At 40.0% G+C, this 18,433-nt stretch carries 19 protein-coding genes; 7 read left to right on the top strand and 12 right to left on the bottom strand.

Annotated features, from left to right (window positions below):
* Positions 1–399: 399 nt before the first annotated feature.
* Positions 400–1,302 carry a COX15/CtaA family protein gene (locus JK635_RS09995; protein ID WP_202653805.1) on the top strand — a complete coding sequence of 301 codons (903 nt, stop codon included), beginning with the start codon at positions 400–402 and terminating at the stop codon, positions 1,300–1,302.
* 35 nt (positions 1,303–1,337) lie between these two features.
* On the opposite strand, the gene pyc is transcribed toward JK635_RS09995, so the two are convergent.
* The 3 genes from pyc to JK635_RS09980 form a co-directional block, all read right to left on the bottom strand.
* Positions 1,338–4,781 (bottom strand): pyruvate carboxylase, encoded by a 3,444-nt coding sequence (pyc, locus tag JK635_RS09990; RefSeq protein WP_202653804.1) that lies wholly within the window; start codon positions 4,779–4,781, stop codon positions 1,338–1,340.
* Positions 4,782–4,845: 64 nt separating this feature from the next.
* Positions 4,846–6,051 (bottom strand): FtsW/RodA/SpoVE family cell cycle protein, encoded by a 1,206-nt coding sequence (locus JK635_RS09985; protein ID WP_202653803.1) that lies wholly within the window; start codon positions 6,049–6,051, stop codon positions 4,846–4,848.
* A 175-nt stretch (positions 6,052–6,226) separates the two neighbouring features.
* Positions 6,227–6,508, bottom strand: coding sequence for an Fpa/YlaN family protein (locus JK635_RS09980; RefSeq protein ID WP_202654320.1), 282 nt, complete (start codon positions 6,506–6,508; stop codon positions 6,227–6,229).
* Positions 6,509–6,678: 170 nt separating this feature from the next.
* On the opposite strand from JK635_RS09980, the gene JK635_RS09975 reads away from it, so the two are divergent.
* Positions 6,679–7,176, top strand: a complete 498-nt coding sequence (locus JK635_RS09975) for a molybdopterin-binding protein (RefSeq protein ID WP_202653802.1) — start codon at positions 6,679–6,681, stop codon at positions 7,174–7,176.
* 73 nt (positions 7,177–7,249) lie between these two features.
* Here JK635_RS09975 and JK635_RS09970 read toward each other — a convergent pair whose 3' ends face one another.
* Positions 7,250–8,578: a PhoH family protein gene (locus JK635_RS09970; RefSeq protein ID WP_202653801.1), complete on the bottom strand. Its 1,329-nt coding sequence runs from the start codon at positions 8,576–8,578 to the stop codon at positions 7,250–7,252.
* Between the two features lie 190 nt (positions 8,579–8,768).
* Here JK635_RS09970 and JK635_RS09965 point away from each other — a divergent pair, with 190 nt between their 5' ends.
* Positions 8,769–9,359: a YhcN/YlaJ family sporulation lipoprotein gene (locus JK635_RS09965; RefSeq protein ID WP_438803828.1), complete on the top strand. Its 591-nt coding sequence runs from the start codon at positions 8,769–8,771 to the stop codon at positions 9,357–9,359.
* A 134-nt stretch (positions 9,360–9,493) separates the two neighbouring features.
* On the opposite strand, the gene JK635_RS09960 is transcribed toward JK635_RS09965, so the two are convergent.
* Complete coding sequence (locus JK635_RS09960) at positions 9,494–9,949, bottom strand: pyridoxamine 5'-phosphate oxidase family protein (RefSeq protein ID WP_202653800.1); 456 nt, start codon at positions 9,947–9,949, stop codon at positions 9,494–9,496.
* A gap of 168 nt (positions 9,950–10,117) precedes the next feature.
* Here JK635_RS09960 and JK635_RS09955 point away from each other — a divergent pair, with 168 nt between their 5' ends.
* A complete protein-coding gene (locus JK635_RS09955; RefSeq protein WP_202653799.1) occupies positions 10,118–10,318 on the top strand; it encodes a YlaI family protein in 201 nt (66 codons plus the stop codon).
* A 106-nt stretch (positions 10,319–10,424) separates the two neighbouring features.
* Here JK635_RS09955 and JK635_RS09950 read toward each other — a convergent pair whose 3' ends face one another.
* From JK635_RS09950 to typA, 3 genes are read right to left on the bottom strand one after another with little or no spacing between them, the layout of a single operon-like run.
* The gene (locus JK635_RS09950) at positions 10,425–10,718 is read right to left on the bottom strand and encodes a hypothetical protein (protein ID WP_202653798.1); all 294 of its coding nucleotides are present in this window, start codon (positions 10,716–10,718) and stop codon (positions 10,425–10,427) included.
* Positions 10,719–10,733: 15 nt separating this feature from the next.
* Complete coding sequence (locus JK635_RS09945) at positions 10,734–11,045, bottom strand: YlaH-like family protein (protein ID WP_202654318.1); 312 nt, start codon at positions 11,043–11,045, stop codon at positions 10,734–10,736.
* Positions 11,046–11,096: 51 nt separating this feature from the next.
* On the bottom strand, positions 11,097–12,935 hold the full coding sequence (gene typA, locus JK635_RS09940; RefSeq protein ID WP_202653797.1) for a translational GTPase TypA: 1,839 nt from the start codon (positions 12,933–12,935) through the stop codon (positions 11,097–11,099).
* A 144-nt stretch (positions 12,936–13,079) separates the two neighbouring features.
* Here typA and JK635_RS09935 point away from each other — a divergent pair, with 144 nt between their 5' ends.
* Positions 13,080–13,277, top strand: coding sequence for a YlaF family protein (locus JK635_RS09935; protein WP_202653796.1), 198 nt, complete (start codon positions 13,080–13,082; stop codon positions 13,275–13,277).
* A 16-nt stretch (positions 13,278–13,293) separates the two neighbouring features.
* On the opposite strand, the gene JK635_RS09930 is transcribed toward JK635_RS09935, so the two are convergent.
* Both JK635_RS09930 and JK635_RS09925 read right to left on the bottom strand, forming a co-directional pair.
* Positions 13,294–14,091, bottom strand: a complete 798-nt coding sequence (locus JK635_RS09930) for an inositol monophosphatase family protein (RefSeq protein WP_202653795.1) — start codon at positions 14,089–14,091, stop codon at positions 13,294–13,296.
* 264 nt (positions 14,092–14,355) lie between these two features.
* Positions 14,356–14,550: a YkzI domain-containing protein gene (locus JK635_RS09925; protein WP_202653794.1), complete on the bottom strand. Its 195-nt coding sequence runs from the start codon at positions 14,548–14,550 to the stop codon at positions 14,356–14,358.
* A gap of 177 nt (positions 14,551–14,727) precedes the next feature.
* Between JK635_RS09925 and JK635_RS09920 the strand changes: the two genes are divergently transcribed.
* The gene (locus tag JK635_RS09920) at positions 14,728–15,354 is read left to right on the top strand and encodes a YktB family protein (protein ID WP_202653793.1); all 627 of its coding nucleotides are present in this window, start codon (positions 14,728–14,730) and stop codon (positions 15,352–15,354) included.
* A gap of 105 nt (positions 15,355–15,459) precedes the next feature.
* Here the strand turns inward: JK635_RS09920 and JK635_RS09915 are convergent, their stop codons facing one another.
* On the bottom strand, positions 15,460–15,735 hold the full coding sequence (locus tag JK635_RS09915) for a UPF0223 family protein (protein WP_202653792.1): 276 nt from the start codon (positions 15,733–15,735) through the stop codon (positions 15,460–15,462).
* 35 nt (positions 15,736–15,770) lie between these two features.
* Entirely contained in the window at positions 15,771–16,730 is a 960-nt protein-coding gene (locus JK635_RS09910; protein WP_202653791.1) for an NAD(P)H-dependent flavin oxidoreductase, read from the bottom strand.
* Between the two features lie 216 nt (positions 16,731–16,946).
* Between JK635_RS09910 and JK635_RS09905 the strand changes: the two genes are divergently transcribed.
* The gene (locus tag JK635_RS09905) at positions 16,947–18,419 is read left to right on the top strand and encodes an aminotransferase class I/II-fold pyridoxal phosphate-dependent enzyme (RefSeq protein WP_202653790.1); all 1,473 of its coding nucleotides are present in this window, start codon (positions 16,947–16,949) and stop codon (positions 18,417–18,419) included.
* Positions 18,420–18,433: the final 14 nt, after the last annotated feature.

Here is an 18,433-nt window from a genome sequence, read left to right as displayed (position 1 = left end):
AATTTGTGAACGAAATGATTTCTGTTATAAAAATAGTGAATTTTTACTCTTTTAAACCTAATTTACACTAAATGTAAACTTAGAAGAAGAATATGGCAATTTATGAGCAGCTTCTTTTGAGCTTTAAAAAATAATTATTCTAATTAAGCATCCTACTTATATTTCTAACAAACTCCTAGCAAAGTTGCAACTATTTTCACTATAATAATAGTTAAAATAGAAAATTATTTATTTATTATCCTTTTTTTTAAAAATTATAAAAAAGGGCGATTGAAATTCTGTTCTTTTCCCGAGGAATTCGTTATGATGAATAGGAGTTTTCTGATGCTTTCTGAATTATTATACTTTCAACATTAACTAAATACAAATTTTTGAATTATTGGTAAGAAGGTGAATTTTTTGCAGCGATCTTTAAAATGGTTGGCGGTTACTACCACAATAGTGATGATCTTTATTTTAATTGGTGGAGCATTAGTTACAAAAACTGGTTCCGGAATGGGCTGCGGCCGTTCTTGGCCTTTATGCAATGGTAGGTTTATACCCACTGATATCAACTCTGAATTAGTGATTGAACTGGCTCACCGCCTCGTATCCGGGGCAGGCGGGTTCATGGTTTTAATTCTATCGATATGGTCTTGGAAAGCCATCGGACATATAAGAGAAACGAAGTTTTTATCGTTTCTTTCAGTTTTTTTCTTAGTGTTGCAAGGATTAATTGGCGCTGCCGCTGTTGTTTGGGGGCAATCCGACTTTGTCCTTGCGCTCCACTTCGGCATATCGCTTATCTCTTTTGCTGCCGTGTTTTTGTTAACACTGCTCATTTTTGAGATTGATAAAAAGTTTGATGCCGAAAATGTGATGATTGACAAGAGAATGAAGTTTCATATTATTGCCATTTCCATTTACAGTTATCTAGTCATTTATACTGGGGCACTTGTCCGTCATACAAAATCTAGCTTAGTTTGCCGCGACTGGCCGTTATGCCTAAATGATAGCCCCGGCCTTCCTGACAATATGTATCAATGGGTGCAGATGGGACATCGGACAGCTGCAGCAATACTTTTTCTCTGGATTGCCTATGTTACTTATCTAGCAATCCGCTATTATAAAGACCAAAAGGTTATATATTGGGGCTGGATTATTGCATTTACCCTTGTCTCACTGCAAGTTATTGCAGGGGCATTGATTATTTTCTCAAGGCTGAATTTGTATATAGCTTTATTACATGCCCTATTTATTACTTTTCTTTTTGGTATTCTCAGTTATTTTCTTCTCCTCTTTTCAAGAGCAAAAAGATACTAAAAAAGGCTGCCGAGTTATCCCCGGCAGCCTTCTTTCTATTCCCTTACCAGTTCAATCATTAAATCTCCGGTTTGAATCGCATCACCGCTAGATACATAAATATCTTTTACCACACCGGAAAATGGTGCTTGCACCGTCGTTTCCATTTTCATTGCCTCTGTGATCATTAAGTGGTCACCACGCTCAACCTTTTCACCTTTTTCCACAACCACCTTAATGACGGTACCAGGCATAGAAGCAGAAATATGAGTTTCATTTTTCGGATCACCTTTTAGGCGGGAGACAACCGTAGCTTTAATACTTTCGTCTTTGATGATAACCTCACGCGGCTGGCCGTTCAATTCAAAATAAACGACCCTGGTTCCGTCTGCCTGTGGTTGCCCAATGGAAACAAGTTTCACAATTAATGTTTTCCCGGTTTCAATTTCCACTTCAATTTCCTCACCCAATCTCATCCCATAAAGGAATGTTGGGGTATCCAGAACAGACACATTTCCAAACTGTTCGACCGTTTTTATATATTCCAGGAAAACCTTTGGATACAGAGCATAGGAGATTACTTCAAAGTCGGTTACCTGCCGGTTCAATTCATGATATAGTTCTTCCTTTAGTTTTTCAAAATCCACCGGTTCAAGCAATTCTCCAGGCCGAACTTCCAGCGGCTTCTTCCCTTTAAGAATAACCTTTTGCAGTTCTTCAGGAAATCCACCATATGGCTGACCAAGGTATCCTTCAAATAATTCTACAACGGAATCAGGAAAATCTAGTGAAGTACCTTTTTCCAGCACATCCTGCTCTGATAACTGATTCTGAACCATAAATAGTGCCATATCACCAACCACCTTCGAGGAAGGTGTTACCTTGACAATATCGCCAAACATTTGGTTTACGCGGGAATACATTTCTTTCACGTCATCCCACTGCTCCCCTAAACCAACCGCCTTAGCCTGTTGCTGCAGATTGCTGTACTGTCCTCCCGGCATCTCATGCTGATATACTTCCGAATGAGGCGCCACCATACCGCTTTCAAAATCGGAGTAATATTTCCTAATATCCTCCCAATAATATGACAGTTTTTCAAGCGCATCGATGTTTACAACAGGTTTTCGCTCACTGCCTTCCAGGGCATAATATAAAGAATTGGCACTCGGCTGGGATGTTAGTCCTGCCATCGTACTTAAAGCTGTATCAACAATATCCACGCCACCGTCAATGGCACGGGCATAAGTGAAGATTCCGTTACCACTCGTATCATGTGTATGAAGGTGAATGGGAATGTCGACAGTAGCTTTTAATTCAGATATCAGCCGATAAGCTGCTTCTGGCTTCAATAAGCCAGCCATATCTTTGATTCCCAAAATATGTGCACCTTGATTTTCAAGCTCTTTCGCAAGATTTTTATAGTATTCCAAGTTATATTTCGGCCTTGATGGATCTAAAATATCGCCTGTATAACAAATCGCAGCCTCGGCAATCTTGCCAGTCTGCCTGACAGCATCAATCGCTGTTTCCATTCCTTTTACCCAGTTTAAGCTGTCGAAGATTCGAAAAACGTCAATGCCCGCTGAGGCAGAGTGATTAACAAATTCTCTGATGACATTATCCGGATAGTTTTTATAACCAACCGCATTCGCACCACGGAACAACATTTGAAACAAAACATTAGGGATTTTTTCCCTTAATGTTAATAATCTTTCCCATGGATCTTCTTTCAAAAAGCGATAGGCAACATCAAATGTAGCCCCGCCCCACATTTCAAAAGAAAATAAATCCGGTAACAATTTCGCGGTAGGTTCGGCAATATGGGTGATATCCGTCGTTCTCATTCTTGTTGCCAGCAATGATTGGTGTGCATCGCGGAAAGTAGTATCTGTTAACAACACCTGTTTTTGCTGTTTCACCCAGTCAACGAGTCCTGTGGCACCATGCTTATCGAGAATTTGTTTGGTTCCTTCTTTTGTTGGATAATCATATGGTAATTTCGGCATTCTTGGTTTTTCGAAAACCGGCCGCTTCTTTTTTTCGATTCCTGGAAAGCCATTAATGGTTACGTTTCCGATATAATTCAGCATTTTTGTTCCGCGGTCTTTGCGGACAGGAAATTTAAATAATTCCGGAGTCGAATCAATAAATGAAGTATCATACTCCCCTTTTAAGAACTTTTCATGCTTAACAACGTTCTCTAAAAATGGAATATTCGTTTTTATTCCCCTGATTCGAAACTCTTGCAAATTACGGACCATTTTGGCTGCTGCATGCTCAAACGTTAACGCCCAGGTTGACAGCTTTACCAATAACGAGTCGTAATAGGGCGTAATTACGGCTCCTTGGAACCCATTTCCAGCATCAAGACGGACACCAAACCCGCCCCCGGAACGATAGGCCATGATTTTCCCGGTATCAGGCATAAATTGGTTTAGTGGATCTTCTGTAGTCACCCTCGATTGGATTGCATAGCCATTTAACTGAATTTTTTCCTGGGCTGGAATGCCAATAATTGCTCCGTGTAAATCATGGCCCTCAGCAACGAAAATTTGGGTTTGCACGATATCAATGCCGGTTACCATTTCAGTAACAGTATGCTCTACCTGGATACGGGGATTAACTTCGATAAAATAGAAATCATTTCCAGATACAAGAAATTCAACTGTCCCAGCATTCACATATCCCACGTTCTTCATCAGCTTAACCGCAGCATCACAAATTTGCTTTCTTAGTCCATCTGAAAGAGAAACACTTGGGGCAACTTCAACGACCTTTTGATGCCGTCGCTGTACTGAACAGTCCCGTTCATAAAGATGAACAATGTTCCCTTGTCTATCACCGATGATTTGAACTTCTATATGTTTTGGCTTCTCAATTAATTTTTCCACATAAACTTCATCATTGCCAAATGCTGCTTTGGCTTCCGATTTTGCCCGTGCAAATGCTTCTTCCACTTCATCGCGGTTTCTGACGATGCGCATGCCTCTTCCGCCGCCGCCAAGTGCTGCTTTAATAATGATGGGAAAGCCATATGAATCTGTAAATTCCAACACGTCTTGAAGGGTTTGGACCGGACCGTCACTTCCGGGAATGACCGGAATGCCGGCTTGTACTGCCTGATGTCTTGCTTTTACCTTATCACCAAACATATCCAAGTGCTTCGTTTCAGGTCCAATGAATATGATCCCTTCCTCAACGCAGCGCTTGGCAAAATGAATGTTTTCAGATAAAAAACCATAACCCGGATGAATCGCATCAGCTCCACATTTTTTGGCGATGGCGATGATCCCGTCAATATCTAAATAGGCATCAATTGGTTTTTTTCCTTCGCCGACGATATATGCTTCATCCGCCTTATAGCGATGATATGAACCGGAATCTTCTTTGGAATATATCGCAACAGTTCGAATATTCAGTTCAGTACAGGCGCGAAAAACCCTGATTGCTATTTCACCCCTGTTAGCAACTAATACTTTATTAATTTTTCTAGTCACCTTTAAAACACCTCTTTTTATATGTAATACCGCACAGGACCTTTACAAAGGTCCTGGTGGTTAATCAAATATAATAAACTTTCCCATCTCGCTGCTGTAAGCCTTTATTAGCTTGTCCCTGTTGGTTTTTGTATTTTTTTTCAAACTTTACAAACATAGAAACATTCACAAGTATTCCTGAAGCTGCTGCTAGCATAAACAATGAAGAACCTCCATAACTTACAAAAGGAAGTGTTACACCAGTGAGCGGGATTAGTCCTGATACACCGGCAAGATTGATAAACGATTGAATGCCAATCATACTGGAGATTCCGATCGCCAGCAGGCTGCCAAACGGATCCTTACATTGGAGCCCGATATAAATTCCTCTTAAGACGATGTATGAAAGTAATAGAATCACAAAGCCGACTCCCCAGATTCCCAGCTCCTCAGCAATGACAGCCATAATAAAGTCTGTGTGCGACTCTGGCAGATAGCCGAGCTTTTGAATACTTTTTCCCAGCCCTAGTCCATTAATGCCACCGGAACCAATGGCAATATAAGAGTTTGCCAGGTGGAACCCGGCACCTTGGACATATTCTTCGGCGAATGGGTTGCTCAACACAGCAAAACGACTGGCACGCTTCTCAGAAAAAATATGGTCCCTTAAAACATAGGCAAGCGGTAAAATGACAATCAGCATCATGATGACGAGCTTTGTGATATTTTTGAAATTCATCCCTGAGCAAAGAATGATCGTAGCGGCAATTGCAGCAATAATACTGGCGGTTCCATAGTCAGGCTGCAGAATAATCAAGAAGCAGATAATCAATAAATAGGCGAGCGGTGGAAGGACACCTGTATTAAATTGATTGATGTATGTCTGCTTTTTGGCATAGACAGCCGACAAATAGATAATCATACCCAACTTAACAAACTCAGACGGTTGAATTTTAAATGAACCGAATTTATACCAGCTTACGGCACCACCGGCTTCATAGCCAAACACAAACAAACCTAACAAAGTCACAATGGAGGCTGCCACAATAACAACTAAAACGTTTGTGAATTTCATAATCTTATATGGAATAGCAGCAGTCACAATAAAGATAAGGAAAAACCCCATCAGCCACAGTTTTTGTTTTTGATAGAAATAGTCGGGCGGATAGTCATATCTTTGAACCGCCCAAGCCATACTGGAGCTGTAGATCATGACTAAACCAAACGCACATAATAAAAAAATGGCGATGATTAAAGAATAATCATATGATTTCAATATTTTTTTACCCATATAAGACGTCCTCATTTTCAATATTGATTTACCATTCTATTATAATAGAAAAAGAACGCTGTGGCTTGGTTAATAATTGATTTGTTACAACATTTTAATATAGACTATCCTGTAGAGTAAAGTAAAAAATAAAAAAACTCAAACAACTCCTCGACAATTGTTTGAGTTTTCCTATTTATTTTTTTAAAAATGCATCGTGCAGCGCAGATAATTCCTTTTCTAATGTATCGATAATCGCTTTACCATCCTTACTTTCTATTAAGCCTAATCGAACAGCAAAGTCTATTTCTCGAGACAAGCCAAACATTTGTGTATCCAATACCTCTTCATAAAGAGGGCATTGAGGCATCGTGAGATTGTCCATTTGCACTTTGATAAGCTTTAAAATTTTCTCAGCGTCAGCCTGCAGCAAGGCATAGGCTTTTTCTTGGTGATTCACGATCATTTCAGACGCCAACATTGATCCCCCCATTTCAGAGCGATTATTCAACTTATCTATAAATTTTACCGTCTACAAGCGAAAATTGCAAGAAATTATGAGGCTACCCGAGCGAAAACAGTTCAGGATTTTGAATTTGTTTGAAAAAAAGCTATACTTATAATGGTTATCTAATAGGGGGGATACATATGGCAGATATTTTGATGATTTCCGGAAAGGTAAAATATACCATTACGCTTGATCCAAGCACCTGGATTTTTGACGATCGCCGGATTGATTTAACTACTTATTTCACAAAGGGAGAAGAAGAAAAGGATACGTTAGCAGAATATACAAAAGCGGTTTCGAAACATTGGGATCGTGAAATTATGGAAGGTGCCGTCTTTCCGCCGACATTAAAGACAGAAAAGAAATTTGAAAAGGAAAAGGTCCTAACCGGAACCTTTGGCATGCTTTTCAAACCATTTCTGGAAAATGCCGAACCCGAAGAAACTGCCACTGCATTAGTGATCATGACAGACGATGGGGAAACGGAACTTCCAATAGAAGAAGCATATGAAGTTATTTTGAAATTTTCCGATAACGGTAAACCATTGACTTCCACTGGACCTGTACATGTTTATTACGGGGACGGTTCCAATCAAAAGAACCCGATAAAAAATGTTCGCGGTTTTCTTGTGAAATAAGGTTGCCTAATAATTGACCGAAAATGCTAAATACTCGAAACGGGTGCGTTTAGCGCCCGTTTCTTTTTTTGAATCAAAGTAAATCTGCTGCTAATCTGGCTAAACCTGACCGTTCGCCTTTGATTAACTTTACATGCCCCGCAATCAACTGGTCCTTGAATTTTTCAACTACATAGGTTAAGCCATTGTTGTAGGCATCAAGATATGGGTGATCAATCTGTTCGGGGTCGCCCATTAAGACAATCTTACTCCCCTCGCCAACCCTGGTGATAATTGTTTTTACCTCATGCTTTGTCAGATTTTGCGCTTCATCAATAATGATAAATTGCTTAGGCAGGCTTCTGCCGCGGATATACGTTAACGCTTCGACTTCAATTGATCCCATCCCCGCCAAAATCGCATCAAGCTCGCCTGGCTTTTTCGTATTAAAAAGATATTCCAAGTTATCATAGATGGGCTGCATCCAAGGTCTCAGCTTCTCCTGTTTCTCACCGGGTAAAAATCCTAAATCCTTACCAACCGGGACGATCGGTCTCGCCACTAATAATTTTTTATACTCGTGAAAATCCTCTGTTTGCATTAACCCGGCAGCAAGGGCAAGTAAGGTCTTCCCTGTTCCTGCCTTGCCAATTAAAGTAACAAGCGGGATCTCTTTACGCAGTAACAATTCGATTGCCATTGTTTGCTGGGCATTTCGCGGGTGAATTCCCCATATATGTTCTTGATTAAGCGCTAGTTTTCTTACCTTTTTGTTCCTATGGTCAACGATACCGATGGCTGATGCTGAACTGCCCATCACATCCTTCATGATTAAAAATTGATGAGGGTAAAAGGAATGACTGGCAATTTCCGATAATGGCATTTCCCCTGTTTCGTAAAATTTTTTTAATTTTTCGAGGGAAATAAATATGATCAGATATCCAGTGTAGATTTGCTCAAAATCAACAACCCGGTCATTTAAAAAATCTTCCGCTGTAAGTCCCAGTGCATCCGCTTTAACCCTTACAAGCGCATCCTTGCTCACCAGGATGACAGGCTTTCCATTTGGCTTTTTTTGCTCCTCCAAAGATAAATTTCTCGCAACCGCGAGAATCCGGTTATCATTTGTTTTTTCCACAAAAATATCTTGTAGATCATGAAACGAACGGTGATTAAGTTCAATTCTAACGGTGCCGCCATTTTCAAGCGGAATTTTTTCATGAAGCTTACCAGCGGTCCTAAGACCATCAATTAGTCTTGATACATGCCTGGCATTCCTCCCTATTTCATCCATGTATCTTTTCTTTGAGTCCACTTCCTCCAGGACTACTGCTGGGATGACAACCTCATTATCTTCAAAGGAAAAAATGGAATACGGATCTTGTAATAATACATTTGTATCTAAGACGTATATTTTACTCAAAGCGCCGCCTCCTGCTTTACATGGTGTAGGCTTGTTACCAGCTACAAATCGATCCTTGATTAATAGGACATTGATAAAAATATATGTTTATCGGAATAAAGATAGAAGGTATTCCGCACATTAAATGTGAGCGGGGAATAATTAAATGAACTTGATCGATTGATTACAGATGTTGGAGGTTGGTGCTAAGGTGAAAAAATGGATAATAGCTATGATTGGCTGTTTTTTCCTTTCAGGATGTAATAACGATCGACATCAACAGATTGCGGAAACTGAGCACCCATCATTAGTGAATGTTAAAAACAGTTATATAGAAAGTGTTGACCGTAAATCTGGCCAGGAAATTTCCAAAAGGTTAGTGGAACTGGCGACAAGTATTCCTAATGTAAATGATGCAACAGCCGTCGTCCTGGGAAGGTATGCAATTGTAGGTATTGATGTAAATGCAAAAATTGACCGTTCACAAGTAGGTTCGATAAAATACTCTGTCGCTGAAAGCTTAAGGAAAGATCCCTACGGTGCCAACGCCATCGTTGTTGCTGATGCCGATACTACCGAGCGATTGAAAGAAATCCAAACGGATATAAAAAACGGGCGTCCAATCCGCGGTATAATGGAAGAGCTTGCGGATGTTGCCGGTCGCCTGATGCCGGAAATACCCGGTGACTTAATTACGCCAAATCCAAAAAAAGCAACGGACAAACCTGACAAAAAACTTCCTGCCAATGAAGAAAATAAGTTGGAAAAAGAACAAGAAAGACAATCAAATTACTATAAGTAATTAGAAAAGCAGAAGCGCCTCGGTCAGCCCCGACAAGCAAATGTTCTTCTACCCTAAAAGTCCGCTTTTTGACTTTTTGGGGAGAAGGTTATTTGACCTCGAGGGGCTAGACAATAAAAAGCTTAGTTTGTGTACTAAGCTTTTTTCATTGCTTCCATGACTTGCCGATCTAACCGTTCTGCGGCTTTTTTATCATACGTTTTATCATATTGGACTTCCGAAATAATTTTGGAGCCATAAAACATGACATCTCTTACTTCGTTTATGGAAACTTCCACTAGGGCAAGTTTTAACGGAACATCCGGCAGCCTGTCAACTTTAATGGCTGCAACTCCTTGAATCGAATATACTGATTCATTTGCGATCAAATTAATAACGACTTGATTGTTTCTGGATATATTTTCTAAAATTTTCGAACGATTATCTACCGCAAAATAAATAATGCAGTCATTTTTTGCTAATACCCAGGATATGGCACGAACATTAGGTCCCCCTGTTTCGTGATCAATCGTTGCTAATGTTACGAATTTTTCTTTTTGTAATTCATCAAACAAAGGCTTGATCAGCCTTGGCTCTACTTGGTTAACCATTTGAAATTACTCCCTTTTCCTGTTCTTCTTTCTGTTTAAAACAGTTATACTCATATTACTACTATGGCGTTTTTTCAGCAACTTAAACAAATGAAGTTACCATTGCCCGTGTTCCCATGATATATTATAGATATTCCTTTAAGCAAATTTTTCAAAGAGGTGCCGCTAATGCGAGTAAAATGCGTAATTTGTGATAAAATCGAAACAATTGATGACGAATCGCTGATGGCGAAACGGCTTCGTAACCGACCCATACATACATATATGTGTAAAGATTGTCATGACCGGATCAGCGAGAAAACGAATGCCAGACTGGAAACAGGAAATTTCCGTTTTTACCGTTCCCGGCCTGATAAAGATGAATGGTGAATAGAAATGCGGAAGCGCGCTGGAGCTAGACAATTCTCAAAGTTGGACAAGATAAATTCTTATTATGCAAAAACCCCAAGCTCCCACTGCAGGAGCTTGAGGTTTTTTATTCCTCAATTGGGTAGTTCGCATATTTCTCGGGCTCATGATTAATTTGGTTCAGCATAATTTCAATTAACTCCCGGGGAAACCGCGTTTTTTTACTTTCGTTTTCCAGTTCGTATGTGATAAAGTACATCACATCATCTTTCGTTACTTCAATATGGCTGACTTTATATTCCGATGCTAATATCTCATCAAAGTGACTCTTTGTTTCCTGGGCAGCAGTATCGTCCGGACGAGCATCACAAACCACTTTAATGGTTAGCCAATTATACAAAACATCCTGTACTGATCTCATTTCCCATTTCCTCCGTTACTTTGCCTCAGTCTGTTGTTTTTCCGATTGGTGACGGCGAATCCGGTAAATAATTAATATCACCGCTGCCACTAACAAACCTTCCGCAATTGGCAAGGCATAGGAGAAAAATAACAACACCAAACAGCCAACGACCAGGCAAGTGTAGATAATGATATTTTTTAAGATCGGTAATTTTTTGGCAAACCCTAAGCGATAGACGATAACCGATAAAATGACAATAAAGAAGTATTGTAACAATACCCCCGTTTCAATATCACTTTTTGTTACAGGTGAATTACCGGCAACAAGCTCGATGAAAAATCTCAGGCTTGGAGAGAAGGACTTTAATTCATCCACAGCGTGCAACCCCTTAATTAATTAGCTCATTTCAGCATATTTTTTCTTTCTGGCCAATTTTTCACGTTCACTTTTGTCCAAAATTTTCTTTCTTAAACGAATGGATTTTGGTGTTACTTCACAATACTCATCATCATTTAAATACTCCAATGATTCCTCAAGTGTCATAATCCTTGGCTTTTTAATGACAGCCGTTTGATCTTTGGTGGCAGAGCGGACGTTAGTGGCATGCTTCACCTTGGTAATATTAACACTAATATCGTTTTCCCTCGTGTTCTCACCTACAATCATCCCTTCATAGATTTCCGTTCCTGGTTCAACAAAAATGGTACCACGGTCTTCAACCTGCATTATACCATAAGTGGAGGCTTTTCCGGTTTCCATTGAAACAAGCACGCCATTGCGTCTGCCGCCGACTTGGCCGGATAACATCGGCTGATAGCTGTCAAAGGTATGATTAATAATTCCGTAGCCGCGGGTGAGTGTTAAAAATTCAGTCGTGTATCCAATTAAACCTCTTGCCGGGACATTAAAGATTAACCTAACTTGGCCATTACCGTTATTCACCATGTCCAATAGTTCCCCTTTCCGGGCACCAATCGATTCCATGACAGCTCCGGTATGCTCCTCCGGAACGTCAATTTGGACTCTTTCGACAGGCTCACAGCGGACACCATCAATTTCCTTAACAATTACCTCTGGTTTTGAGACTTGCAATTCAAAGCCTTCACGACGCATATTTTCAATTAAAATAGATAGATGCAGTTCCCCACGTCCAGAAACAATCCAGGCATCAGGTGAATCCGTATTTTCAACGCGCAAACTTACATCTGTGTGTAACTGTTCTTGCAGTCGCTCTTCAATTTTTCTCGCCGTCACAAATTTTCCTTCACGGCCGGCAAAGGGACTATTATTTACGGCAAAAGTCATTTGCAATGTTGGTTCATCAATTCTCAAAATTGGCAATGCTTCTTGATGTTCAAACGGGCAGACGGTTTCGCCGACATTAATATCCTCCATCCCAGAAACAGCCACCAAATCTCCAGCTTTTGCTTCCTGTACTTCTTGGCGCTTTAACCCAAAGAATCCAAGTATCTTTGTCACTCTGAATGGTTTAACGGATCCATCCAATTTCATTAAAGCTACCTGCTGGCCAACATGCATGGTTCCGCGGAAAACCCGGCCAATGCCGATTCTGCCGACATACTCATTATAATCAAGTAGAGCCACTTGGAATTGCAACGGTTCATCGCTATTATCCACCGGTGCCGGGATATGCTCAATGATAGCCTCATACAATACCTGCATGTTTTCATCTTGTTTATCCGGATTAAGGCTGGCCGTTCCATTAATGGCAGATGCGTAGATAACCGGGAACTCCAATTGTTCTTCTGTCGCATCAAGTTCAATAAATAAATCGATAACCTCATCGATTACTTCAGCAGGACGGGCAAATTCACGGTCGATTTTATTTACGACGACAATTGGAGTTAGATTTTGCTCCAATGCCTTTTTAAGAACAAACCGGGTCTGTGGCATACAGCCTTCATAGGCATCCACCACCAATAAAACACCATCGACCATTTTCATAATCCTCTCAACCTCGCCGCCAAAATCGGCGTGTCCAGGTGTGTCAAGGATATTAATCCGTGTATTTTTATATTGAATTGCGGTATTTTTTGCTAGAATGGTAATCCCGCGTTCTCTTTCCAAATCATTCGAATCCATTGCACGTTCTTCTACATGTTCATTCGATCGAAATATCCCTGATTGTCTTAACAATTGATCGACTAAAGTTGTTTTTCCATGGTCAACGTGAGCAATAATCGCTATATTCCGAATATCTTCTCTAATTTTCAACGATGTTCCACTCCTATTTATAAAAAACTTGTCAGTTAGCTTAGTTTCATGCACAACTGAAACATTATACCACATAATAGTGGAAAATAAAAAAATTTTTATGTAAAATAAAAAGCAAAAAGCAAAATAAGGAGTAAACATAAAATGAAGCGTGTAAAATGGCCATTACTATTTTATGCAATTCTTGCAGCGGCCAGCATTATCGGGATTGGGATTGCGATTGCAGAAAAAAGTCTTATCGGAGTCATCAGCTGTATTGTAGCAGTTATTTTTATTATGGGAATGGGCTTTAAAACCAAAAAAAGGATGCGGGAAAATGGGGAATTGGAAAAAGAAGCCTAAAATTCAAGGCTTCTTTTTACCAATTCCCTTTTTTTAAATATTTTTCTAAAATCACTTGATGCAATCCCGGTTTAGCTGCAAAAAGAGAATTCCTTGAAATAAAATCCAATTTTTCTCCCTTTAAATTTGTGACCACTCCTCCGAGTTCTTCTACCAGTACTGCTCCCGCTGCAACATCCCAAGGCGATAACCGCATCGAGAGATAGGCATCCACTCTACCAGTCGCAACATAAACCAACTCAAGGGCTGCTGAACCATAAGACCTTGTTCCCCGTGCATCCCTTACGAGCGGAATTAATAGCTGATGATTAATCCGATGATTCTCCATCACCCACGTGGCATTTAGAGCAATAATCGATTCCTTCACCGCTCGTTCCTTTAAAGGCTGAAGAGGCTGATCATTTAAATAGGCACCATTTCCGCGAACCGCATGATATAATTCATCGTGGACAACATCGTAGATGATTCCTACCTTCCCAATACCGTGTTCATATATTCCAATTGAGATGGCAAAGTTCCGTTGCTGATGGATAAAATTCATTGTCCCATCGATCGGATCAATTAGCCAAACAATTCCATCCAATTGTTCGATCCTGTCAGCAAATCCTTCTTCGCCCATTATTTTATGTTCAGGATATCTCTCTCTTATTTTGCTGATGAAAAATTGCTCTATTTGTTGGTCGATATCTGTTACCAAATCATTAGGATTTGATTTTGTCCGAATCGTTAAAGTCCGTTTAAAAGAGGCACGAATGATCTCGCCAGCTTCGATTACCCATTGCTTTGCGCTAGTATAAACTTCTTCCCAATTCATAAATGATCCTCCAATGAAAATTTTCCTGACTTTTTCCATCTATGTAATTTGAGGCCCTGCAAATAATACATACTTATAGCTTAATCAAAAATAAAGCTGACAGCAAATTTTTTCTCGTTTTTTTTCACACGAAACAGGCGGCCCAAGCGTCAATAATAAACGAACTCCCCCTCATTTAATGGAGTTCGTTTATATCATCAAAATGATCTCCCGCTTCATTCTATTTTGCTGCTCCTTAGCTGAATAATACTTTTAAATAATAACTCAAAAAGCTTTTAAGCGAACTAATTCCAGCCTGATTTTTTCGAGCTTTTGTTTACACAATTTAATTTTCTTTTCATCCTTTTCCTCGATTGCTTCAAATAATGTAGCTAATTCATAATCCATTTCTAATCTTAACACCGCAGTTCGTTCTCTTTCACTAACTTTTTTCAAAGAAGTGTTCATCAGTTGCTTCACATTTCTCCTCCCCTTCCCAACTTTACTGGCCTTTTATATGATTATTTACTGTATAATATGAGCCATTTTGAATTGTGGGAACAAATATGTGCATTAACCTAGAAAAGCAATTCATTTCGTCTATATTTTTTCGTATGCTACAATTATTGACATATACCTGAACGGGAGGTTGACGAAATGGAATTTTCAGGATTTACGAGAGAGGATTTTGATGTTTTTTTAGTAGAAGGCCTTGAGCCGCGGATGGACGCTTTAAAAGAGCGAATTCGTCCAAAGTTAGAATCTTTAGGTCAATATTTTGCACCAACCATCTCAGTGCTAACAGGGGAAGAAATGTTTGTGCATGTTGCTAAGCACACCAGACGAACGATTAATCCCCCAAAAGATACTTGGGTAGCGTTTGCCAATAATCGCCGCGGCTATAAAATGCTCCCACATTTCCAAATCGGACTTTGGAAAACACATTTATTTATTTGGTTCGCCGTCATTTATGAAGCACCGCAAAAAAGTGAGATTGCCGAAAAACTGCTTAAAAGGGCTGAGCAAATTTATCGCGAAATTCCCAAAGATTTTGTCTGGTCAGTCGATCATACAAAACCCGAAGTGATCAAGCATCAGCAATTATCAAATGATGACTTAATTAAGATGTTGGGGAGGCTGCAATCAGTAAAGAAGGCAGAACTGCTATCCGGCTATACAATTGACCGAGAGGAAACGATTAAGCTTGGCTCGCAACCATTAATTCAACAAATTGATGAGGTTTTTCAAAAAATTGCCCCACTATACAAAATGGCGATCAGCTAATAGACGGAAAAAGGCTGTCTAAAAAGCTTTCGTGTCAGGTACCACAGCAATAATTTATGCAATACCAGCGGTGACTGACAGCATTTAGACAGCCATTTCTATTTCTTATGAATGCATCGCAATTGTATCTCCTGATTGAGCTTCTTTTGCCTTTTTGATCGTCCGATACGACGAATAGCCGCTGATTTCCTCAAATTCCCCGCAAATTTTCTTTTCCTCTGCTTTACTGGGAACTATTTCTTTAAAACGGCGATAGGCCTTCATGATTGTGTCGCGTTCAATCCCCGATTCGTAGGCCTTTTCAATTGCTTCAAAAAATTTAATAACATCGACAATTTCCGCTGTTGACCAGCTGTAATCAATTGGATATTGATATTCCATATATGCCACCTGCTAATTTTGGTTTACTATGACGGTTATTTTCCCCATTTTGTACGAATTTGTTCCGCCTCGGAAATGATTCTGTTAAATAATTCGGCTACCGTTGGGACATCTTTAATCAATCCCATTACCTGCCCTGCCCAAGCAAAGCCTTCATTCACCTTTCCGTTATATATGTACTGTTTATTCGCTTCTCCGCTGATCAACTCTTTTAGTTCTTCATAACCGCCATTGTTTTTTTCAATTTCTAATATTTTTTCAGTCCAACTGTTGGCAATCGCTCTTGCCGGAGCACCGAGAGTTCGTTTGATCACAACCGTATCGGATTCCCCTCCTTCAATTAATGCCTGTTTATATACCTCATTTGCGTGCACACATTCCTTTGTTGCAATAAATCTTGTCCCCATTTCAATTCCTTCAGCACCTAAACTAAGTGCTGCCATAAGTCCGCGGCCATCACCAATTCCTCCTGATGCAATAACAGGAATTGAAACAGCATCTACCACTTGAGGAATTAAGACAATAGTTCCTATATCATCGCGCCCTAAGTGTCCGCCTCCTTCCTGACCAACTACCATAACGGCATCAGCACCAAGTTCTTCAGCTTTTATTGCCTGTCTTCTGGCTGCCACCAAGACCAGTTTTTTTATAGCTGTTCCTTCTAATTGGTCAAAAATAGGAGCCGGATTTCCTCCGGTCATCGAAACTACCGGGACCTCCTCCTCAATGACAACTTGTAAAAACTCTCTAAACGGTCTGCCATGCTGTCCAATCGCAAAATTTACACCAAACGGGTTCCTTGTCAGTTTTCTGACCTTCTTGATTTCCTCTCTCAGCAATTCTGGGCTTCCCAACGACATCGCTGTAATCTGTCCCAACCCGCCAGCATTCGAAACAGCTGCAGCTAAATCCGAATAAGCTAAATAGGCCAATCCCCCTTGTATAATAGGATACCGAATACCTAAAATTTCTGTAACCCTAGTGTTCCAGTTCATGTCAATCCCCCTTAATTTCAATAACTATTATTTCGGGATGAATGGTTATTTTTCCTGTTAGTAAGGAAAACTAATTTGAGACTTTCCAAGTTTGAGCATCATTTTATAGTGGAATTTTCTCTTAAAATGATCTATGCATTATCAAAGAATAATGCTATAATTTCACTTGTTTTTTACCAAAAAAATAATGTAAAAATTAAGAGGTGTGGTGTAAAATTGTCTCAAAATCAAACACCGTTATTTAGCGGTTTGCTGGAGCATGCAAAAAAGAATCCAGTTCAATTTCATATCCCCGGACACAAAAAAGGTGCTGGAATGGATCCGGAGTTTCGCTCGTTTATCGGTGACAATGCGCTATCGATCGACTTGATAAATATTGGGCCGCTCGACGACTTGCATCATCCGAAGGGCATGATCATGCGTGCCCAGGATTTAGCAGCCCAAGCCTTTGGAGCGGACCATACCTTTTTTTCCGTACAAGGTACGAGCGGTGCGATTATGACCATGGTGATGTCTGTATGCGGCCCAGGTGAGAAAATAATCGTCCCAAGAAATGTTCATAAATCAGTCATGTCGGCGGTCGTTTTTTCCGGGGCCATTCCCGTTTTCATTCACCCGGAAATTGACAAAAATTTAGGAATTTCCCATGGGATTACGACCGAATCGGTTGAAAAAGCGTTGGAACAACACCCTGATGCCAAGGCTGTATTAGTAATCAATCCTACATATTTTGGGATTTCAGCCGATTTGAAAAAAATTGTGGATATTGCCCATTCCTACCATGTTCCAGTTCTTGTTGATGAAGCACATGGTATCCATATACATTTTCATGAAGATCTTCCATTATCAGCGATGCAGGCAGGGGCCGATATGGCCGCAACAAGTGTCCATAAGCTCGGTGGTTCGATGACCCAAAGTTCTGTTTTAAATGTTAAAGAAGGACTAGTGTCAGTTAAACATGTGCAATCCGTCCTCAGTATGCTGACAACAACATCGACATCTTATTTATTGCTGGCTTCGCTTGATGTAGCCCGAAAACAATTAGCGACAAAAGGAAAAGAACTGATTGATCGAACCATCGACTTGGCAAACTCGATCCGCAAAAGAATTAACGAAATTGATCACCTTTATTGTGTGGGTGAAGAAATATTAGGTTCAAAAGCTGCCTATGATTATGACCCGACGAAGCTGATTATTTCGGTGAAAGACCTGGGATTATCAGGCTATGAGGTTGAGAAATGGCTCAGAGAAAATCATAATATTGAGGTTGAACTGTCTGACTTATACAATATCCTTTGTATCATTACATTTGGTGATACTGAATATGAAGGGGATCTTTTAGTTAAGGCCTTAGCAGACTTGTCGAAACAAGTTGGACAACGTGCAGAAAAAATCAAGCCGGCAGAAGTTCTGCTTCCAGAAATCCCTGTGCTGGCACTGACACCCCGGGATGCCTTTTATGCAGAAACTGAAGTGATTCCCTTTGATGAATCAGAAGGAAGAATTATTGCCGAATTCGTAATGGTTTATCCCCCAGGAATACCAATCTTTATCCCTGGTGAAATTATTACAAAGGAAAACCTCCATTATATTAAGAAGAATCTCGAGGCCGGTCTTCCGGTCCAAGGACCAGAAGATGACGAGTTAAAAACAATTCATGTTATTAAAGAATATAAAGCCATTCAATAACCGTTTTACCAGCA

Origin of the sequence: Neobacillus paridis (assembly GCF_016765675.1) — a bacterium.
Classification (GTDB): Bacteria; Bacillota; Bacilli; order Bacillales; family Cytobacillaceae; genus Neobacillus; species Neobacillus paridis.
The sequence above is the reverse complement of the archived record's forward strand: the minus strand, read 5'-3'. Positions and strand labels throughout refer to the sequence as shown.